Genomic DNA, 18,504 nt, shown 5'->3' with positions numbered 1-18,504 from the left:
GTCAGCCCGGATCGGTGGTGCGGTAGATGCCGGTCAGCCAGACGTCGAGCAGCACGTCCACCACGTCCCGCTCGGCCACCGCCGGCCCGTCGCCGGCGAAGGTCGCGTACCAGACCCGCTCGTTCATCGAGTTCAGCGCGATCGCCAGGTCCCGCGCGGGCAGGCCCGGTGGGGCGGCGCCGCGGCGGCGTTCCGCCTCGATGGCGGCCTCCACCGCCTGCACCCACCGCTCCAGCACCCGGGCCCAGAGCCGACGCACCTCGGCGTTGGTGCCGCGCACCTCGGCGCAGGCCAGCACCACTGCCCGGTGGCCGCCGAAGGTGGCGTGGAACCGGCTGATCAGCTCCCGCCACCGGGCCCGGGGGTTCTCGGCGAGGTGGACCAGCACGTCACCGGCAGCGGTGTCGGCCTCCTCGGTGACCCGGTCCAGCAGGGTCAGCAGCACCGCGTCCTTGGAGGGGAAGTAGAAGTAGAAGGTCGGCCGGGAGATGCCCGCGCCCCGGGCCAGGTCGTCGATGGAGATCTCGCCGAACGCGCGCTGCTCCAGCAGCCGCTCGGCGGTGGCCAGGATGGCCAGCTCGCGGTCGTCGCCCGCGGACCGTCCGGCCCGTCGTCCGCGCCCGGCTGCGGCGCCGGTGGAGGTACGGACGGTCGTCATGAACGCCGATGTTACACGCGCTCGACAGGGTGTCGATTGCTCTCGACAGAGTGTTGACGGGCGTCGACGGTGGTGGATAGTGTCCGTCCACCGCCTCAGCCAGGGAGTTGCCATGGCCTCCGACCACGTCGACGTCCTCATCGTCGGAGCCGGCCTGTCCGGCGTCGGCGCGGCCTGCCATCTGCGGCGCAACTGTCCGGACAAGACGTACGCGGTGCTCGAGGCCCGCGACGCGATCGGCGGCACCTGGGACCTGTTCCGCTACCCGGGCATCCGCTCCGATTCGGACATGTTCACCCTCGGCTACGCCTTCAAGCCGTGGACCGACCCGAAGGCCATCGCCGACGGCGACGCGATCCGCAGCTACGTGCGCGAGACCGCCCGCGAGTACGGCGTCGAGGAGCACGTCCGCTTCCGCCACCGGGTCTTGCGCGCCGAGTGGGACAGCGCGAGCGCCCGGTGGACCGTCCACGCGCACCGCGACGACACCGGCGAGGACGTCGTCCTCACCTGCGCGTTCCTCTTCGCCTGCTCCGGCTACTACCGCTACGACGCCGGCTACACGCCCGAGTTCCCCGGAGCCGAGCGGTTCAGCGGGGAGCTGGTGCACCCACAGCACTGGCCGGAGGACCTCGACTACACCGGCAAGCGGGTGGTGGTGATCGGCAGTGGCGCCACGGCGGTCACCTTGGTCCCGGCGATGGCCGAACGCGCCGGCCACGTCACCATGCTCCAGCGCTCACCCACGTACGTCATGTCGCTGCCCTCCCGCGACGTGGTCGCCGACGCGCTGCGGCGTTGGCTGCCGGCGAAGGCCGCGTACCCGGTGGTGCGCTGGAAGAACGTGCTGCTCGGCACGGCCAACTTCCAGCTCAGCCGGCGCGCGCCGAAACTGGTCAGGTCGTTGCTGCGCCGGGCCGCCAAGGGCCGGCTGCCGGTCGGCTACGACGTGGACCGGCACTTCTCGCCCCGCTACAACCCCTGGGACCAGCGGCTCTGCATCGTCCCGGACGGCGACCTGTTCCAGGCGGTGCGGGCGGGCCGGGCATCGGTGGTCACCGACACCGTCGACACGTTCACCGAGCGCGGCGTCCGGCTCGGCTCCGGCGAGGAGCTGCCGGCCGACGTCATCGTCACCGCCACCGGGCTCAACCTGCTCGCCCTGGGCGGGATGACCCTCGCCGTGGACGGCGTCGACGTCGACCTGGGGCAGACCGTGGCGTACAAGGGGATGATGATCTCCGGCGTGCCCAACTTCGCGTTCACGATCGGCTACACCAACGCCTCCTGGACCCTGAAGGCCGACCTGGTCGCCACCTACGTCTGCCGGCTGCTGCGCCACCTCGACGCCACCGGGCAGCAGGTCGTCACCCCGGTCCCGCCGGACTCCGGCGAGCTGGAGCCGATCATCGACCTGAAGTCCGGCTACGTGCTGCGCAGCGTCGACTCGCTGCCCAAGCAGGGTCCCCGCGCCCCCTGGCGGCTCTACCAGAACTACGCCCGCGACGTGCTGCTGATGAAGCGCGGCCGGCTCGTCGATGAGGGGATCCGGTTCTCCCGGGCCGCGCCGGCCGCCGCCGGCGCCCGTACCGCCGACGCCCCGGTCGCCTGACCCGGGCTCCGCCACCCGCACCGCAGAAGGAGAACGCCGTGCGAAGGTTCGTCTTCCCCGCCGGAACCGCCGTGATCACCGGCGCCGCCAGCGGGATCGGTGAGGCGCTCGCCCACGGGCTGGCCCGGCGCGGCACCGACCTGGTGCTGCTCGACCGGGACGCCGACCGGCTCGACACCGTGGCGGCGGCGATCCACGCCGCGCACCCCGACCGGCAGGTCGACACGCACCTGGTCGACCTGGCCGACCCGGCCGCCACCGACCGGGTCGCCGAGGAGATCCGGGCCCGGCACCCCCGGATCCGGCTGCTGGTCAACAACGCCGGGGTCGCCCTCGGCGGGCGGTTCGACCAGGTCACCCTCGACGAGTTCAACTGGGTGGTCGACATCAACTTCCGGGCGGTGGTGCGGCTGACCCACGCCCTGCTGCCGGCGCTCAAGGCCGAGCCCGGCGCCCACCTGGTCAACGTCTCCAGCCTCTTCGGACTGATCGCCCCCGCCGGCCAGGCCGCCTACTCGGCCAGCAAGTTCGCCGTGCGCGGCTTCACCGAGGCGCTGCGCCACGAGCTGGCCGACGACGGCATCGGGGTGACCTCGGTGCACCCCGGCGGCATCGCCACCCGGATCGCCCGCAACGCCCGGATCGGCAGCGGCGTGGCGCCCGAGGAGTACGAGGCCGGGCTGCGGCAGTTCGAGAAACTGCTCTCCATCCCGCCCGCGAAGGCCGCCGAGGTGATCCTGCGCGGCGTCGAGCGGCGGCGCGGCCGGGTGCTGATCGGCTGGTCGGCGAAGCTGCCCGACCTGCTGGCCCGGGTCGCCCCCGCGTCGTACCACCGGGTGCTGGTGGCCGGGCTCAACCGGGGCGCCGCCGATCCGGCGCCCCAGGCCGGTCGAACGCCCACGGCGACCACGCCGGAACTGTCCGCGGGGGAGCGGGCATGACCGCCACGACCGACCCACGCCCCCGGCACGTCACGGTGAACGGGCGCCGGGTGCGCCACCGGGTCGACGGCGACGGCCCGCCGGTGGTGCTGCTGCACGGCATCGGGCGCACCCTGCGCGACTTCACCGAGCAGCACGAGCTGCTCGCCCGCGGCTTCCGGGTGCACAGCGTCGACCTGCCCGGGTACGGCGGGTCGCTGCCGATGGCCGAGCCGTGCACCCTGCCGGCGCTAGGCCGCTTCGTCGGGCACTACCTCGACGCGGTCGGCCTAGACGAGCCCGTGCATCTGGTCGGCAACTCGCTCGGCGGGGCCGTCGCGATGCGCTTCGCCGTGACCGAGCCGGCCCGGGTGGCCAGCCTCGCGCTGGTCAACAGCGCCGGGTTCGGCCAGGAGGTCGCCGTCGTCCTGCGGGTGCTCGCGCTGCGCCCGTTCGGCCGGTTGCTGCTGCACCCCAACCGGTCCATGGCCCGCCGCGTCGAGCGTTCCCTCTTCCACGACCCGTCGTTCGCCACCGAGGAGCGGATCGCCTACGCGCTGGAGGTGGCCCGCCAGCCGTACGCCGCCCGGGTGATGCTGGAGACGTGTCGCAGCCTGGGCACCTTCCGGGGCGTCCGCCCGCAGTGGCGCGAGGAGCTGCTGACCGAGGTCTCCCGGCTCGACGTGCCGACCCTGATCGTCTGGGGCGACCGGGACCTGATCCTCCCCGCCGGGCACCTTGATGCCGCGCGGGCCCGGCTGCCCCGGGCCCGGACCCACCTGTTCGCCGAGTGCGGGCACATGCCGCAGATCGAACGGGCCGAGGAGTTCCACCGACTGCTGGTCGACTTCTGGGCCGCGGCCGAGGCGGGCGACCTCGCCGACGAGGCCGCCGCGCAGCGGCCGGCGGTGACCGAGGCCGGCTGACCGAGGCCGGCTGACCGTGTCCGGCGCCGGCCGGAGCGGAGGCTATCCGAGCTCCGTGCCGGCCGGCGCCGGCACCGTGCGCGCCACCGGTGCGCCCTGGGCGGGCACCCGCGGCGGGGCGGCGCCTTCCAGCACCGCCAGGTCCGCCTCGACGGCGGCCGGCAACCGCCGGCGCTCCCGCAGCACCCAGCCGAGCTGTCGCGCCGCGTCGAGCAGGCCGACCCGGCGCTCCGGGTGCCGCCAGGTCTCGCGGACCACCCCGGCGACCACCCGCGCCGGCCGGCGCAGCGCCGCGGTCAGCACCCGGTTGCGCGCCTCCTGCCGGTGCCGGGCCAGCAGGTCCCGACCGGCCGGCAGCGGCAGGTGGTGCACGACCAGCTCGTCCACGTACGCCAGGTGCCAGCCGGCGGCGGCCAGGTCCATCGCCAGCAGCGCCTCCTCGCCGTACGTCCCCAGCCGGTCGGCGAACCCGCCGACCTGGGCGAACGCGGCGCGGCGCAGCACCACCGCGCAGGCCAGGAAGCCCAGCACCGCCGGACCCGGCGCGCCCGCCGGGGTGCCCAGCGGCGCCCGCGCCATCCCGGCGGAGACCGGGTCGAGCCGACACTGGGCGCCGACCCGCACCTGGGCGGTCAGCAGCCCGGTACGCGGGTGCGCCCGCAGGAGCTCCGCCGCCCGGTCCAGCGCCCCCGGCGCCCAGTAGGAGTCGTCGTCGGCGAAGGCCACGAACGGGGTACGGGCCAGCGCCACCCCGGCGTTGCGGGCGGCGCCGGCGCCCAGGTTGGTGCCGAGCGGCACCACCCGTACCTCGGGGAAGGCCGCCGCGACCGCCTCCGGGGTGCCGTCGTCGGAGTTGTTGTCCACCACGATCACCGGCCCGGAGTGCCGGCGCAGCACGTCGAGCAGCTGCTCGCGCCGGTTCCGGGTGGCCACCACCACCGTCACGTCCACCGTCATGGCGGCCCTGGTACCCCGATCCGGGTGACTCACGCAATCGTGGGTGCAATTCCCACCATGGTCGGGGTACGACGCCGCCGGTGCGGGGAAGCTGGCGTCATGCCCGGCGACCAGGTGACCCTGTTTCTCAGTGGCGACGTGATGACCGGTCGCGGCGTCGACCAGATCCTGCCCCGACCGGGACCGCCGGAGCTGCGGGAGCCGATGGTGGGCGACGCCCGCGGGTACGTGGAGCTGGCCGAGCGGGCGTCCGGGCCCATCCCACGCCCGGTGCCGCCGGACTGGCCGTGGGGGGAGGCGTTGCGGCTGCTCGACGACCTGCGACCGGACGTGCGGATCGTCAACCTGGAGACCTCGGTGACCGGCCGGGGCGAGTTCGCCGCCGGCAAGCAGATCCACTACCGGATGCACCCGGACAACCTGGCCTGCCTCAGCGCCGCCCGGCTGGACGTCTGCGCACTGGCCAACAACCACGTGCTCGACTTCGGCCCGGACGGGCTCACCGACACCCTCGACGGGCTGCGCCGGGTCGGCATCACGCCGGCAGGTGCGGGCCGGGACGCGGCGGAGGCCTGGCGGCCGGCCCGGATCGACCTGGCGGGCGGCCGCCGGCTGCTGCTCTGGTCGGTGGGCGCCCCGTCCGCCGGGGTCCCGCCACAGTGGGCGGCGACCGAGGGGCGACCGGGGGTGGCGTACCTGCCGGAGACGACCGAGGCCTCCGCCGACGCGCTCGCCGAGCGGGTGGCCGGCGAGGCCGGGCCGGGCGACCTGGTGGTGGTCTCCGTGCACTGGGGATCGAACTGGGGTTACCAGGTGCCGGCGGAGCAGGTGAGCTTTGCCCGCCGGCTGGTGGCGGCCGGGGTGCACCTGGTGCACGGCCACTCCTCGCACCACCCCCGACCGATCGAGGCGTACCGGGGCGGGCTGATCCTGTACGGCTGCGGTGACCTGATCGACGACTACGAGGGGATCGGCGGGCAGGAGTCGTTCCGCCCGGAACTGCGGACGCTGTACCTGCCCACCTTCGACACCGACGGTCTGGCCGGGCTGCGCCTGGTGCCGGTCCGGGTCCGCCGGATGCGGCTGGAGCGGGCGGCGCCCGACGAGGCCCGCTGGCTCGCCGAGCTGGCCGACCGCCTCGGCACGCCGTACCGGACCCGGTTCCGCCTCGGCGACGACGGCCTGATCGCACTCGACCCGGCCGGCGGCGGCACCGCCTGATCCGGCCGGCCCGGCCGCCGGCGGTGTGGCGGGCCCCACCCCCGCCCCTCCCGCCACAGCGACCCCACGAGTCAGGGACGCATCATAGATGCATGACGCATCCCAGCTCGCCGCCGCGCGCCGCCGTGCCGTCGGCCGCGGAACGGGCCTACCGCCACCTCAAGCGGGCCATCCTGGAGCAGGTCCACCCGGGCGGGTCGCTGATCAGCGAGGGCGAGATCGCCGAGGCGGCCGGGGTCTCCCGCACCCCGGTCCGCGAGGCGCTGCTCCGGCTCGAGGCCGAGGGCCTGGTCGCGCTCTACCCCAAGCGTGGCGCGCTGGTCCGGCCGGTCTCCGCCCGCGAGATCACCGACGTCGTCGAGGCCCGGCGGCTGGTCGAGCTGCACGCCGCCGAGCGGGTCTGGCCGCAGCGGCACGCCCTGCGCCCGGTGCTCGCCGACTGGCTCGACCGGATGCGCGCGGCCCACGCCGCCGGTGACCTGCGCGCGCTGATGGAGGCCGACCGGGCCTTCCACGCCAGCGTGGTGGAGGCGGCCGGCAACGAGATCCTCGCCGAGCTGTACCACCGGCTGCGCGACCGCCAGCTGCGGATGGGGGAGGCCAGCTTCCGGCTCTCGCCCGGCTGGGCCCGGGTGGCGCTCACCGAGCACGCCGGCCAGCTCGCCGCCCTCGACGGCGACGACCCGCACGCCTGGCTCGACGCCGTGGGCGCGCACATCGACAGCGCCGCCACCGTCTTCCGGTCCCTGCGGTGAGCGCCGCCCCGGCCATCCCGCGCCGGTCCGCCGCGCTGGTCTGGGCGGTCGCGCTCAGCGCGTACGTGGCGGCCGTGTTCCACCGCAGCTCGCTCGGGGTGACCGGGGTCGACGCCGCGCACCGGTTCGACATCAACGCCGCCGCCCTGGCCACCTTCTCGGTGGCGCAGCTGGCCGTGTACGCGGCCATGCAGGTGCCGGTCGGGGTGCTGCTCGACCGGTACGGCTCCCGCCGGCTGCTGCTCGTCGGCGGCGCGCTGATGGTCGCCGGGCAGCTCTGCTTCGCCGTCGCCACCGACGTACGCCTGGCCGTGGCCGCCCGGGTGCTGGTCGGCCTCGGCGACGCGATGACCTTCATCAGCGTGCTGCGGATCGTCGCGTTCTGGTTCCCCGGCCGGCGCAACCCGCTGATGGTGCAGCTCACCGGCACCCTCGGCCAGCTCGGGGCGATCCTCGGCGCGGTGCCGCTGGTGGCGCTGCTGCACCAGGCCGGCTGGACCCCGGCCTTCCTCACCGCCGCCGCGCTCGGCGCGACGGTGCTGCTGATGGTGGCCGCCGGCGTCCGGGACACCCCGCACCGGGAACACGCCGGCGCCCTCGCCCCCGACCTCGCCACCGTACGCCGGCAGCTCGCCGCCGCCTGGGCGCAGCCGGGCACCCGGCTGGGCCTGTGGACGCACTTCGTCACCCAGTTCTCCGGGGCGGTCTTCGCGCTGCTCTGGGGCTACCCGTTCCTGGTGCAGGGGCAGGGTCTGTCACCCACCGCGGCGGCCGGCCTGCTCACCCTGATGACCGTGGCGACGCTGCTCAGCGGCCCGGTCGTCGCGCACCTGTGCGCGCGGCACCCGTTCCGCCGCTCGGTCGTGGTCTTCGCCATCACCGCCGGGACCGCCGCGGTCTGGGCCGTGGTGCTGGCCTGGCCGGGTCGCGCGCCGCACTGGCTGCTGGTGGTCCTGGTGCTGGTCCTGGCGATGAACGGTCCCGGTTCGGTGATCGGGTTCGACTACGCGCGCACCTTCAACCCGGTGCACCGGATCGGCAGCGCCACCGGCATCGTCAACGTCGGCGGGTTCGTCGCCTCGATCCTGCTGATCCTCGCGGTCGGCGTGGTGCTGGACCTGGCCGGCCCGGCCGGACAGGCGGCCCCGACGCTGGACGCCTACCGCTGGGCCTTCGCCGTGCAGTACCTGCTCTGGGCGCTCGGCGCGGTCCAGGTGCTGCGCTACCGCAACGCCGCCCGCCGCCGGCTCGCCGCCGAGGCCGTACCCGTCGACGTCGTGGCCGGCCGCTGACCGTGCGCGGCGGTCAGCGGACCAACCGGCGGTGGGTGAGCGAGTCCAGGACGAGGGTGAGGCCGGCGCCGACCAGCCACGAGTCCTTGGCGATGCCGATGCCCGCCTGGGTGGGCTTGAGGCTGCCCGGCTCGCGCAGGCCGGGCGTACGCACGTAGAGCTGGACCAGTCCGGCCCCGAACGCGGTCAGCCCCAGCCCGCCCAGCAGGGACGGCACGAACGGGGTGAGCAGGGCGGCGCCCAGCGCGATCTCGCTGGCGGACAGCAGCCGGGCGAAGCGGGCCGCGTCGATCTGCCGCAGCTGGGGGAGCGCCCCGGCGGCCATGCCGTGCAGCTGTTCGGCGGCCTCACCCTCCAGCGTCCGCTTGCCGAGCCCCGAATTGAGGAAGAACGCGCCGATGATGAGCCGCAACGGCGCATGCGTGAGCTTCATGTCCACTCCCGTCCCGCGGAGAATCGTGCCGCCGCCTACCCCGTACCGGTCCGCGATAACCCGCCGCGCGGGGCTGGGTCCGCGAGCCTGCGCGGCGGTAGGTTCGCGGGAGGCATGATCGTGGGCGCAGCCGGGAGGACACCGTGAGCCAGGAAGTCCGGGGAGTCGTGTCGCGGCGCAAGGGCGCGCCGGTCGAGGTCACCACCATCGTGGTGCCCGACCCGGGGCCCGGCGAGGCGGTGGTGCAGGTGCGCTCCTGCGGGGTCTGCCACACCGACCTGCACTACCGGGAGGGCGGGATCAACGACGAGTACCCGTTCCTGCTCGGCCACGAGGCGGCCGGCGTGGTCGAGCAGGTGGGGGAGGGGGTCACCGGCGTCGCGCCGGGCGACTTCGTGGTGCTCAACTGGCGGGCGGTCTGCGGCGTGTGCCGGGCCTGCCGGCGCGGGCGGCCCTGGTACTGCTTCAACACCCACAACGCCGCCCAGAAGATGACCCTCGCCGACGGCACCGAGCTCGCCCCGGCGCTGGGCATCGGCGCCTTCGCGGAGAAGACGCTGGTCCACGCCGGGCAGTGCACGAAGGTCGACCCCGCCGCCCGGCCCGCCGCCGTGGGGCTGCTCGGCTGCGGAGTGATGGCCGGGCTCGGCGCGGCGATGAACACCGGCCAGGTCACCCGGGGCGACTCGGTCGCCGTGATCGGCTGTGGCGGGGTCGGCGACGCCGCGGTGGCCGGCGCGGCCCTCGCCGGCGCGACCACGATCATCGCGGTGGACACCGACGCCCGCAAGCTCGAGTGGGCGCGCAGGTTCGGCGCCACCCACACCGTCAACGCCTCCGCGGACGACCCGGTCGAGGCGATCCGCGCCGCCACCGGCGGGTTCGGCGCCGACGTGGTGATCGACGCGGTCGGCCGCCCGGAGACCTGGAAGCAGGCGTTCTACGCCCGCGACCTGGCCGGCACGGTGGTGCTGGTCGGGGTGCCCACCCCGGAGATGACCGTCGAGCTGCCCCTGCTGGACGTCTTCGGCCGGGGCGGCGCACTCAAGTCCAGCTGGTACGGCGACTGCCTGCCCAGCCGGGACTTCCCCCTGCTCACCGAGCTCTACCTGCAGGGCCGCCTCGACCTGGACGCCTTCGTCACCGAGGAGATCGCCCTGGACCAGGTCGAGGAGGCGTTCCGCCGGATGCACCACGGCGACGTGCTGCGCTCGGTGGTGGTGTTCCCGTGACCGCCCGCGTCGACCATGCCGTCACCTCCGGCACCTTCTCCCTCGACGGCCAGAGCTTCGACGTCGACAACAACGTCTGGGTGGTCGGTGACGACACCGAGTGCGTGGTGATCGACGCCCCGCACGACGTGGACGCCATCCGGCGCGCGGTCGCCGGCCGCCGGGTCGTCGCCGTCCTGGCCACCCACGCCCACGACGACCACGTACGGGTCGCTCCCGAGCTGGCGAAGGCCACCGGAGCGCCGGTGCTGCTGCACCCCGCCGACCGGGTGCTGTGGGACCTGGTCCACCCCGACCTGCCGCCCGACGGGACACTCACCGACGGGCAGGGGATCGACGTCGCCGGCACCACCCTGCGGGTGCTGCACACCCCCGGGCACAGTCCCGGCGCGTGCAGCTTCCACGCCCCCGACCTCGGCGCGGTCTTCACCGGCGACACCCTGTTCGCCGGCGGTCCCGGCGCCACCGGCCGCTCGTACAGCGACTTCGGCACCATCGTCGCGTCGATCCGCGACCGGTTGCTCACCCTGCCGCCGCAGACCGTGGTGCACACCGGGCACGGCGACGACACCACCATCGGCGCGGAAGCCCCGCACCTTCCGGACTGGCTGGCCCGGGGGCACTGACCGACGCCGGTACCTGAGTCGGCTCAGCGTTCCCCAAGCCCCGCCAGCACCGGCTTGACGTCCAGCACCGGCGTGCCGTCCAGGGCCTCCAGGTCGGCCACCCGCACCCGCAGGCCGTCGACCACCAGCACCCGCACCCGGTGCAGCCCGATCGGATTGGGCCGGTCCGGGGATCGGGTGTTGAACACCCCGGTCTCCGGCCGGCTCCGATCGCCACGCGGATGCACCGCGAGGACGTCCCGGCGGGCCCGGTCCAGCCAGGTCAGTACCAGCACCTCCGCGCCCGGCCGCAGGTCGCGCAGGCCCGCGCCGACGGCGGGGGAGAAGACCAGCCACGCCTCCGGCGCGCCCTCGTCCCCCTGCTTCGGCGCGAGATCCGCCTCGGTCAGCGGGGACTCCACCCACCCGACCGGCCGCAGCTCGTACGCCCCGCTCACGCGCCCGCCAGGCGCAGGTGCAGCCGGACGGTGGTGCCGGCCGGGGTGGTGTGCACCAGCACCAGGTCGCAGAGCGCCTGCACGATGACCAGGCCGCGCCCGCCGATGCCGTCGTGCCGGGGCACCAGCCGGCCGGTGAGCGGATCGCTCAGCCAGCCGCCGTCGTGGATCTCGCACACCAGGTGTTCAGCGGTGCGCCACACGTGGAGCACACCGCCGCCACCGGCGTGGGCGATGCTGTTGGTGGCCAGCTCGGTCACCGCGATCTGCAGGTCGGCCACCCGATCCGGGTGCAGGTCGGCGGCCTGCGCGTGCCCGGTGACGAAGCGGCGCACGTCGGCCAGCGTGTCGAGGTCGTAGCGGAGCACGGCGACCGGTTCGGCCGGGACCGGCAGCGGCGTGTTGTGCCCGGCGACGACCTGCTCCGGCGCGAAGGTGGGGCTGGGCCGCCGACCGGCCCCGTCGACCAGCACCGGGTGGGTGCGGTACGCGTCCGCGAGCACCGCGGGGGCGAGCCGCGACACGTCGTACGGGCAGAGGATCGCGACGTCCCGCTCGGCGAACGCCACGTTGATCAAGGCGTCGTGCTGCGCGCAGGCCGGCTGCTCCAGCTCGGTACGCTCCGCCCACACCGGCTCGCCGACGATCCGCACCCGGCGGTCGGGGTGCCGGTCGACGAAGGCCTGCAACACCCACGGGATGATCCGCCCCGGGTTGCGCCCCTGCACGGTCAGGTCGGCGTACCGGACCCGGTCGTCGTCCGCGCCGACGGCGGCCCGGATCAGCGCCAGCCGGTCCTCCGGGGCGGCTACCAGCACCGGTTCCCCCCGGGTCAGACCGTCCCCGACGAAGGGCACCGTCAGCGCCAGCAACTCCGCGGCGTCCCGGTAGAACGCTCCCTCGTGGACCAGGCCCCCGGGTATCGGCCCGGTCGCCGCCGCGGCCGTCACGCCGGTGGCTCCGGGTCGGCGCCGTCGACCAGGTCGAGCAGCCGCGTCAACGCCGGGCGGCAGCCGACCAGGCGTACCTGCGAGGGGGCGTTGCGGCGGACGCGGGCCAGCGCGCTCGCGGCGCCGACGTCGGCGAAGCGCAGCTCGGAGACGTCGAGCACCGCCGTCCGCTGGTTGGTGCCCGGACCGGTCACGTGGTCGAGCATGGCGGCGAAGGCCCCCCGGTTGCTCTGATCGACCTCGCCCACCAGGCGCAGTCCGTGCGGTTCCCGCGTCCGGTACGCCCGCAGCATCGGCGCCCAGGCCCGGCCGGCGTTGCGTCCCACGGTGGCGGGGTGGGCGGCGGTGGCCGGCAGCAGGTACTCAGCGGGGAAGAGCCGCCGGTCGTACAGGCACATCGCGGCGGCCTCGCCGTCGAGGAAGAGCCGGTTGACCTCGGCCTCGTACCGGACCAGGTCGGCGACGGAGATGCCCTGGCGGATCGCCCAGCCCATGTCGCCGACGACGCGTACCCCCGCCCGGTCCTCGCGCCGGGCCCGCAGGATTTCGGTGGTGAGGTTGCCGATCATCTCGTCCGGCGTGAACCGACCCCCGGCGGCGTAGCCCTCCACCGCCGGCGCGATCCGCAGCTGGCCGCCGGCCAGCGCGGCCTCCGTGGGCACGCCCGCACCGTCGAGGTGGGCCCGGACGGCGGTCGGGGAGACCCCGTCGGTGAACCAGACGACCTTCTGACCGAGGCGGAGACCGCTGGCGACGAAGCGGCCGGCGGCGTGCAGGCTGCCGGTCTCGTCGTCGTCCACCCAGCAGACGTGGTCACCCAGGTGTAGCTGGTCGACCACCGCGCTTGCAGTCACCCTCATCGCCTTCCGGTCGCCGCGCGCCCCCACTCTAGCCCGCGCCCCGGCACCGCCCAACGCCGACGGACGCCTGGTGCCCGCCGGTCCGCCCCCGTCCGCGCTGCCGCCGAACCTGCCTGGCCGTCCTAGGTGGATAGTCAAAGGACTGCGGCCCTGCCGACGACCGGACAGCCGCGGTTCTAGGATCGACCGGATGAGCACCGACGACCGACCGCCGACCGTACGACAGCTGCGCCTGGTGGTGGAGGCCGAGGACTACGACGCCGCGGTCGCCTTCTTCCGCGACGCCCTGGGCCTGCCGGAGCAGGCCGCGTTCTCCGGTGCCGGCGACGCCCGCGTGGTGATCCTCGACGCCGGCCGGGCCACCCTCGAGATCGCCAACCCGGCCCAGAAGCGCATGATCGACGAGGTTGAGGTGGGCCGGCAGGTGGCCCCGAAGATCCGGGTGGCGTTCGAGGTGGACGACGCGCCGGCCGCCACTGCCCGGCTGGTGGCCGCCGGCGCGACCGAGATCGCCCCGCCCACCGTGACGCCCTGGCACTCGCTCAACTCACGCCTCGACGCGCCGGCCGGGTTGCAGCTCACCCTCTTCGAGGAGCTGCGAGACCTCGACGACCGCGCCACCCTCGACGGCTTCGGCACCGATCGCGAGCGCTGACGCCGCCCCGAAACCGGTCGACTGGCCGCGGGCCGCCGCCGATACTGCTGCCCATGCCGGCCGCCACCCGCCCCGTCGTCCTCACCCCGGCGCAGTCCGCCGCGCTGCGCCACGTGCGCACCGTCGCGCTGCGGGACCGCTCGACCGCGCTGGCCACCATCGCCCGACACCTCGCCGGGTCCGGCGCCGGCCACCACCCCGAGCAGCTGATCGCCGCGATCACCGCCGGGGGAGGGCTGACGGTCAACTTCCACCCCGACCGGCTGATCGCCGACGGTCGCACCGTGGCCGAGGTGCTCGCCGAGGAGGGGAGCTACCGCAGCCAGTTCGTCACCGGCATCTCCAACGGCGGGCTCACCGCGTACCCGGGCGGGGACCGGGACCGCTGGGAGGAGGCGATGTTCGGCGGTGCGTACCAGGCCCGCGGCGTAGGCCCCGCCGAGCGACCGGTCTACGGCGGGTTGAACCTGCTCGACCACCCCGACGGCGCCTGCCCCCGCTTCGGCTCCTGCCACCTGCGGCTGCGTCCCGAGGTGCTGGCCCGGACCACGCTCTGCTTCGGCGACAGCCACCTGGGGCCGAAGGACTTCGGCACGGTCGACGTCGCCGAGCCGGTGCTGGCCGCCCTGCTGGAGGTGACCGCCGGCACCGGTGTCAGCCTGGGCGTCGCCGGCATGGACACCGCGCGCCTCGTCGCGACGCTGCTGCGCTGGCGGGAGCGGCAGGCGTGGACGCCCGGGTCCGCCGGCCGCGCCCTGGACGACTACGTCGAGGCGCAGGTCCACGGCGGCGTCGAACTGGCCCGGGACGTCGAGGCCATCGTCGTCGACCCCTCGTTCCAGGACACGGACGCCGGGCGCGTACTGGCCCGGATCGCCCACCGGTGCGGCATCGAGCTGCTGTTCCACCCCGGCTTCGCGCTGCCCGTCGAGGACGTCGACCCGGACTTCCGGGGACCGGCCATCCCGGTGCTGGCCGCCCGGGTGCACGCCGAGTTCGGTACGCCGGGAGCGCCGGTCGACGCCGCGCTGATCGGCCGGGCGGCGGGCTCGGTGGTCCGCGAGCCGCAGCGCTGGGCGGACCGGGGGTCGACCGCCGACACCCTCCAGCACCTCAAGCAGCTCTGGCACGTCCTCGTCCGGTTCGGGGCGCCCCGCGCCTGACGTCCGGTTCGGCACGCTCGCGGCCGGCGTCCGGTTCGGCACGCTCGCGGCCGGCGTCCGGTTCGGTCGCGGCCGTCCGATCCTCGGGGTGACCCGCGCCGCAGCCCCCAGGGGTCGTGGTATTTCCGGAATGCCCGACAGGTGAACCTGGTTGTGTCCCCAGAACCGCCGGTAGGCAAACCCCGGCGGGCCAGGTAGTTCCCCCGAGGGGCGCTCACTGAGCGAGCGCGTCGACACGACGAAAGGGCAACCATCGTGAGGGCCGACTTCACTCGATGGCTCCCCGCCATCGCGAGGAACCGCACCACCGCACTGAAGGTCGCCGGCGTCGCCTGTCTCGGCGGCCTGGCGTTCGGACCCGCCGCTGTGGCCGCCCCCGTCACCAGCGGACCGCACGCCGGGGCCGTGGCCGCCATCGACCTCGCCACCGGCAAGAGCCGGCAGGGCGCCACGGTCGAGTCGGGCCTGACCACCGGCAGCGCGACCGGCAAGGTCCCGACCGGCAAGCCGGGCAAGGACAAGCTCATCCCGCACGGCGTGGAGGGCGCGCAGTCCCGCATCCCGCTCGACGACGACCAGCTCGCCAACGCCAAGGCCATCGTCAAGACGGCCAAGAAGACCGGCGTGGGGGAGCGCGGCGCGGTGATCGGCATCGCCACCTCGCTGCAGGAGTCGAAGCTCTACAACCTGGGGCACCTCGGCGCGTACAACGACCACGACTCGCAGGGGCTGTTCCAGCAGCGCCCGTCGTCGGGTTGGGGCACGCCGGAGGAGATCACCGACCCCGAGTACTCGTCGCGGGCGTTCTTCGAGGCACTGAAGAACGTGCACGGCTGGGAGGACCTGCCGCTGACCACCGCGGCGCAGACCGTCCAGATCTCGGCCTTCCCGTACGCGTACGCGCAGTGGGAGGAGCAGGCTGCGGACATCGTCCAGCAGCTCTGGTGACCGCCTGAACGAGCAGCACGACCGGCCGGTCCCCGTCACGGGGGCCGGCCGGTCGTCGTTCGCGGGCGTACCCCCGGCTCAGAGCGTCGGGGCGGTCTCCCGGCGCAGCTTCGCCGACCCCGCGCCCACCGAGAACCCGGCCACCCACCGGCTCGCGCTGCCGGCCCGGGTCCGGTCGGCCAGGTGGTACCAGTCCATCCGGCACTGCTGCGGCGTCACCTCCAGCACGCCGTACCCGTGCCCGTCCAACTCCGTCCACCTGACGTGCGGATTCGTCGACCGGATCAGCCCGGCGCCGAGGGCGCTCAGCGGATTGCCGGCCGGCAGCTTGAGGAAGTCGTTGACGTTGTCGCTGGTCACCGACGGCACCACGAACTCGGCCGCGGCCGGGTTGGACAACCCCGTCGACTTCGTGGTCACCTCGTTCGCCCACGACGTGTGGATGTCACCGGTGAGGAAGACGACGTCGCGGGTCCCGGTCGCCCGCAGGTGGTCGACCAGCTCGTTGCGGTCGGCGTTGTAGCCGTCCCACTGGTCGGCGTTGAGCACCGCGCCGTTCTGCGGGATGCCGAGCAGCGTGCCGAGTGGCCCGAGCAGCCACGCCGGCAGTGAGCCGACGTCGACCCGCGCCATCATCACCGGGTTGCCGACCAGCTTCCAGCGCGCCGTCGACGCGGCCAGGCCGGCCTTGAGCCAGGTCATCTGGGCGTCGCCGGTGACGGTGCGACGCGGGTCGTCCACCGCTGTGCCCGAGGCCTGCTGCGAGCGGTACGTCCGGAGGTCCAGCATGGACAGCTCGGCGAGCTGCCCGTACCGGAACCGCCGGTAGATCGCGCCGTCCTCGCCCATCCGCACCGGCATCCACTCCTGGTACGCCCGCCGCGCGGCGGCCACCCGGTCCGCCCAGGCGCCCTCCGTGGACGGGGTGTGGTTCTCCGCCCCGCCCGACCAGGCGTCGTTGGCCACCTCGTGGTCGTCCCAGGTGATCACCCAGGGCAGCGCGGCGTGCAGCGCCACCAGGTCCGGGTCGGACTTGTAGAGCCCGTGCCGGATCCGGTAGTCCGCCAGGGTCAGCACCTCGTGCGCCGGCTCGACCTTGCGCACCACCGTGCCCCCCGCGTCGAACTGGCCGGTGCCGTACTCGTACAGGTAGTCGCCGAGGTGCACCACCAGGTTCAGGTCGCCCCGGTCGGCCAGCCGCCGGTACGCCGCGAAGTAGCCGGCCTCCCAGTTCGAGCAGGACACCACGCCCATCCGCAACCGGTCGATGGCCGCATCGGTGGCCGGGGCGGTCATGGTCCGGCCCGTCGGCGACCATCCGCCGGCGTACCCGAACCGGTACCAGTACGTCGTCGCCGGCACCAGACCGGAGACCGCCACCTTCACCGTGTGGTCGCGGGCGGTGCCGGTCGTCAGCTGGCCCTGTGCGGTCACCGTGGCGAAGTCAGGGTCGGTGGTGACCTGCCAGCTCACCTCCACATCGGGGCCGACGCCGGAGCCGGGCGTCGCGTCAGGGGTCGGGGTGATCCGGGTCCAGAGCAGGATGCCGTCCGGCAGCGGATCGCCCGAGGCGACGCCGTGCAGGAAGGCGCCACCGGCGGCGTGGGCGGCACCGGCGCCGGCAAGGGTGGCGCCGGCGAGGACGGCCGTGCCGGCGGATGCGCCGGCCATGCGCAGGAGGGTGCGGCGGTCGAGGGTGTTGGTCATGGTCTATGTGTTTACCGGTACCCACCGCGTTCCCGCTGCCCCCTGGGGCGACTGTTCGCCAGTCTTTCCATTGTGTTTCGCTTTCCCGTCCGACGATCACTTTGTTAACGGCGTCCCTTGTGGACCAACTGGCCGAGTCCCGTCCGCCTGCCCGCCGGCACCGACAAATCCGCTGCATGGTGGTGTTCACCGCCGGCCACAACCCTCCCGCCGCCGACCCGTGGGACGTCAGGGTTGTCTCCCGCCTCCGGAGACAGCCGTGGGGTTCCGCTCGTCGTGCGGCGCTCGGACATAGGCGGTCGCGACGCCTGTGCCCGCCGCCCGGATTTCGGGTGGTTGCGACGCCTGTGCCTGGGCGGTCCGCTGGGCGGCATGGCCCGAGTGTTTGGGCTCGGCAATCCCGGGCGGTCCGCTGGGGCGGTCTGGGCCGAGTGTTCGGGCTCGGCCGGTCTGTCCGGATCGCAGAGCGACGACTCGTTCAGCGCTACGGCGAATCTCGACCGACCGCTCGGGCCTGTGCCAGATGTCCGCGTCGCGCCGTGTCCCAGGTCGATACGGTGGCCGGTCCTCGCCGCCTCGCGCGTCCGATATTCGGGCGGCTTGGCGTCCGGTTGTGGGCGGATCGCTCCGGGAGTCGGGTGCTCTGGGCACCCTGGCGGTGGAATGGTGGCCGGGCCGGTGTCGTTACATCACCTGGACGATCGCAATAGCACCCCCGCTGGCCTGGCCCGATCACGTGGGCCGACCGGGGTGCCCGGGCCCCGGAATGACGACGGGCCCCGGGTCGTTACATCACCTGGACGATCGCAGCAGCACCCGCTGGCCTGGCCCGATACATAGGGCCGCCCGGGATGCCGGGCCCCGGAATGATGGTGGGCCGCCGGTCGTTACACATGGACCCGGCGCCGGAGCCCCCCGCTCGCGAAGCCCGCCGGGCGAAGACTTTCCCCCTGATCTTTGAGCGCCTTGTCGTGGTGCTTGCGCGTGTCCGATCCCCCTTTGGGCACGTCGCCAACCCCCGAATGGAGCCACTCTGATGAACACGACCATTCTGCGTAAGAGCGTTCTGGGTATTGCTGGTCTGGCTTTCGCCGGTGGCGTCTTCGCCGGCCCGGTCACCGAGGCCCACGCCACCCCGGCCGCTGAGGCGAA

17 protein-coding genes and 2 pseudogenes are annotated in these 18,504 nt (G+C 74.3%); 12 read left to right on the top strand and 7 right to left on the bottom strand.

The window, feature by feature from the left end; all coding sequences use genetic code 11:
- Position 1: 1 nt before the first annotated feature.
- Positions 2 to 658 carry a TetR/AcrR family transcriptional regulator gene (locus ACTMS9_RS29960; RefSeq protein ID WP_441149603.1) on the bottom strand — a complete coding sequence of 219 codons (657 nt, stop codon included), beginning with the start codon at positions 656 to 658 and terminating at the stop codon, positions 2 to 4.
- 112 nt (positions 659 to 770) lie between these two features.
- Here ACTMS9_RS29960 and ACTMS9_RS29955 point away from each other — a divergent pair, with 112 nt between their 5' ends.
- Genes ACTMS9_RS29955 through ACTMS9_RS29945 form a run of 3 tightly spaced genes read left to right on the top strand, consistent with a single transcriptional unit; the run spans position 771 to position 4,116 of the window.
- On the top strand, positions 771 to 2,270 hold the full coding sequence (locus tag ACTMS9_RS29955) for a flavin-containing monooxygenase (protein WP_441166573.1): 1,500 nt from the start codon (positions 771 to 773) through the stop codon (positions 2,268 to 2,270).
- A gap of 38 nt (positions 2,271 to 2,308) precedes the next feature.
- The gene (locus ACTMS9_RS29950) at positions 2,309 to 3,211 is read left to right on the top strand and encodes an SDR family NAD(P)-dependent oxidoreductase (protein WP_441166572.1); all 903 of its coding nucleotides are present in this window, start codon (positions 2,309 to 2,311) and stop codon (positions 3,209 to 3,211) included.
- Positions 3,208 to 4,116 carry an alpha/beta fold hydrolase gene (locus ACTMS9_RS29945; protein WP_441166571.1) on the top strand — a complete coding sequence of 303 codons (909 nt, stop codon included), beginning with the start codon at positions 3,208 to 3,210 and terminating at the stop codon, positions 4,114 to 4,116. Before ACTMS9_RS29950 ends, ACTMS9_RS29945 begins: the two co-directional genes overlap by 4 nt.
- Positions 4,117 to 4,158: 42 nt before the next feature.
- Here ACTMS9_RS29945 and ACTMS9_RS29940 read toward each other — a convergent pair whose 3' ends face one another.
- Positions 4,159 to 5,073: a glycosyltransferase family 2 protein gene (locus ACTMS9_RS29940; RefSeq protein ID WP_441166570.1), complete on the bottom strand. Its 915-nt coding sequence runs from the start codon at positions 5,071 to 5,073 to the stop codon at positions 4,159 to 4,161.
- Positions 5,074 to 5,172: 99 nt separating this feature from the next.
- Here ACTMS9_RS29940 and ACTMS9_RS29935 point away from each other — a divergent pair, with 99 nt between their 5' ends.
- The 3 genes from ACTMS9_RS29935 to ACTMS9_RS29925 all read left to right on the top strand — a co-directional run bounded on the left by ACTMS9_RS29935 (position 5,173) and on the right by ACTMS9_RS29925 (position 8,341).
- Positions 5,173 to 6,294, top strand: coding sequence for a CapA family protein (locus ACTMS9_RS29935; RefSeq protein WP_441149598.1), 1,122 nt, complete (start codon positions 5,173 to 5,175; stop codon positions 6,292 to 6,294).
- Positions 6,295 to 6,386: 92 nt separating this feature from the next.
- Entirely contained in the window at positions 6,387 to 7,049 is a 663-nt protein-coding gene (locus tag ACTMS9_RS29930; protein ID WP_441149597.1) for a GntR family transcriptional regulator, read from the top strand.
- Positions 7,046 to 8,341, top strand: a complete 1,296-nt coding sequence (locus ACTMS9_RS29925; RefSeq protein WP_441149596.1) for an MFS transporter — start codon at positions 7,046 to 7,048, stop codon at positions 8,339 to 8,341. Before ACTMS9_RS29930 ends, ACTMS9_RS29925 begins: the two co-directional genes overlap by 4 nt.
- A gap of 13 nt (positions 8,342 to 8,354) precedes the next feature.
- Here ACTMS9_RS29925 and ACTMS9_RS29920 read toward each other — a convergent pair whose 3' ends face one another.
- On the bottom strand, positions 8,355 to 8,774 hold the full coding sequence (locus ACTMS9_RS29920; RefSeq protein WP_154936846.1) for a hypothetical protein: 420 nt from the start codon (positions 8,772 to 8,774) through the stop codon (positions 8,355 to 8,357).
- Positions 8,775 to 8,917: 143 nt separating this feature from the next.
- On the opposite strand from ACTMS9_RS29920, the gene ACTMS9_RS29915 reads away from it, so the two are divergent.
- On the top strand, positions 8,918 to 10,006 hold the full coding sequence (locus tag ACTMS9_RS29915) for an S-(hydroxymethyl)mycothiol dehydrogenase (protein WP_441149595.1): 1,089 nt from the start codon (positions 8,918 to 8,920) through the stop codon (positions 10,004 to 10,006).
- Entirely contained in the window at positions 10,003 to 10,632 is a 630-nt protein-coding gene (locus ACTMS9_RS29910) for an MBL fold metallo-hydrolase (RefSeq protein ID WP_441149594.1), read from the top strand. Before ACTMS9_RS29915 ends, ACTMS9_RS29910 begins: the two co-directional genes overlap by 4 nt.
- A 23-nt stretch (positions 10,633 to 10,655) precedes the next feature.
- Here the strand turns inward: ACTMS9_RS29910 and tsaA are convergent, their stop codons facing one another.
- Genes tsaA through ACTMS9_RS29895 form a run of 3 tightly spaced genes read right to left on the bottom strand, consistent with a single transcriptional unit; the run spans position 10,656 to position 12,873 of the window.
- Positions 10,656 to 11,069, bottom strand: coding sequence for a tRNA (N6-threonylcarbamoyladenosine(37)-N6)-methyltransferase TrmO (tsaA, locus tag ACTMS9_RS29905; protein ID WP_441166569.1), 414 nt, complete (start codon positions 11,067 to 11,069; stop codon positions 10,656 to 10,658).
- A complete protein-coding gene (locus tag ACTMS9_RS29900) occupies positions 11,066 to 12,019 on the bottom strand; it encodes an anti-sigma factor RsbA family regulatory protein (RefSeq protein WP_441149592.1) in 954 nt (317 codons plus the stop codon). The genes tsaA and ACTMS9_RS29900 overlap by 4 nt, the downstream gene beginning before the upstream one ends.
- Positions 12,016 to 12,873, bottom strand: coding sequence for an MEDS domain-containing protein (locus ACTMS9_RS29895; protein WP_441149591.1), 858 nt, complete (start codon positions 12,871 to 12,873; stop codon positions 12,016 to 12,018). The genes ACTMS9_RS29900 and ACTMS9_RS29895 overlap by 4 nt, the downstream gene beginning before the upstream one ends.
- Positions 12,874 to 13,069: 196 nt before the next feature.
- Between ACTMS9_RS29895 and ACTMS9_RS29890 the strand changes: the two genes are divergently transcribed.
- From ACTMS9_RS29890 to ACTMS9_RS29875, 4 genes and pseudogenes are all read left to right on the top strand, one after another.
- Positions 13,070 to 13,534 (top strand): VOC family protein, encoded by a 465-nt coding sequence (locus tag ACTMS9_RS29890; RefSeq protein WP_280840859.1) that lies wholly within the window; start codon positions 13,070 to 13,072, stop codon positions 13,532 to 13,534.
- A 53-nt stretch (positions 13,535 to 13,587) separates the two neighbouring features.
- Entirely contained in the window at positions 13,588 to 14,697 is a 1,110-nt protein-coding gene (locus ACTMS9_RS29885) for a DUF3626 domain-containing protein (protein WP_441166568.1), read from the top strand.
- A gap of 255 nt (positions 14,698 to 14,952) precedes the next feature.
- Positions 14,953 to 15,132 (top strand): annotated as a pseudogene (locus ACTMS9_RS29880) (hypothetical protein); the annotation flags it as partial.
- 81 nt (positions 15,133 to 15,213) lie between these two features.
- A pseudogene (locus ACTMS9_RS29875) lies at positions 15,214 to 15,645 on the top strand (hypothetical protein); the annotation flags it as partial.
- Between the two features lie 78 nt (positions 15,646 to 15,723).
- On the opposite strand, the gene ACTMS9_RS29870 reads toward ACTMS9_RS29875, so the two are convergent.
- On the bottom strand, positions 15,724 to 17,352 hold the full coding sequence (locus tag ACTMS9_RS29870; RefSeq protein ID WP_441166567.1) for an alkaline phosphatase D family protein: 1,629 nt from the start codon (positions 17,350 to 17,352) through the stop codon (positions 15,724 to 15,726).
- Between the last annotated feature and the right edge of the window lie 1,152 nt (positions 17,353 to 18,504).

Source organism: Micromonospora sp. L31 (assembly GCF_052068075.1).
Lineage (GTDB): Bacteria > Actinomycetota > Actinomycetes > Mycobacteriales > Micromonosporaceae > Micromonospora > Micromonospora purpureochromogenes.
The sequence above is the reverse complement of the archived record's forward strand: the minus strand, read 5'-3'. Positions and strand labels throughout refer to the sequence as shown.

Excerpts from the sequence above, each read along its gene's own strand:
- ACTMS9_RS29960 (WP_441149603.1), bottom strand. The coding sequence starts at position 658 with ATGACGACCGTCCGTACCTCCACCGGCGCCGCAGCCGGGCGCGGACGA.
- ACTMS9_RS29955 (WP_441166573.1), top strand. The coding sequence starts at position 771 with ATGGCCTCCGACCACGTCGACGTCCTCATCGTCGGAGCCGGCCTGTCC.
- ACTMS9_RS29945 (WP_441166571.1), top strand. The coding sequence starts at position 3,208 with ATGACCGCCACGACCGACCCACGCCCCCGGCACGTCACGGTGAACGGG.
- ACTMS9_RS29940 (WP_441166570.1), bottom strand. The coding sequence starts at position 5,073 with ATGACGGTGGACGTGACGGTGGTGGTGGCCACCCGGAACCGGCGCGAG.
- ACTMS9_RS29935 (WP_441149598.1), top strand. The coding sequence starts at position 5,173 with ATGCCCGGCGACCAGGTGACCCTGTTTCTCAGTGGCGACGTGATGACC.
- ACTMS9_RS29930 (WP_441149597.1), top strand. The coding sequence starts at position 6,387 with ATGACGCATCCCAGCTCGCCGCCGCGCGCCGCCGTGCCGTCGGCCGCG.
- ACTMS9_RS29920 (WP_154936846.1), bottom strand. The coding sequence starts at position 8,774 with ATGAAGCTCACGCATGCGCCGTTGCGGCTCATCATCGGCGCGTTCTTC.
- ACTMS9_RS29890 (WP_280840859.1), top strand. The coding sequence starts at position 13,070 with ATGAGCACCGACGACCGACCGCCGACCGTACGACAGCTGCGCCTGGTG.
- ACTMS9_RS29885 (WP_441166568.1), top strand. The coding sequence starts at position 13,588 with ATGCCGGCCGCCACCCGCCCCGTCGTCCTCACCCCGGCGCAGTCCGCC.
- ACTMS9_RS29870 (WP_441166567.1), bottom strand. The coding sequence starts at position 17,352 with ATGACCAACACCCTCGACCGCCGCACCCTCCTGCGCATGGCCGGCGCA.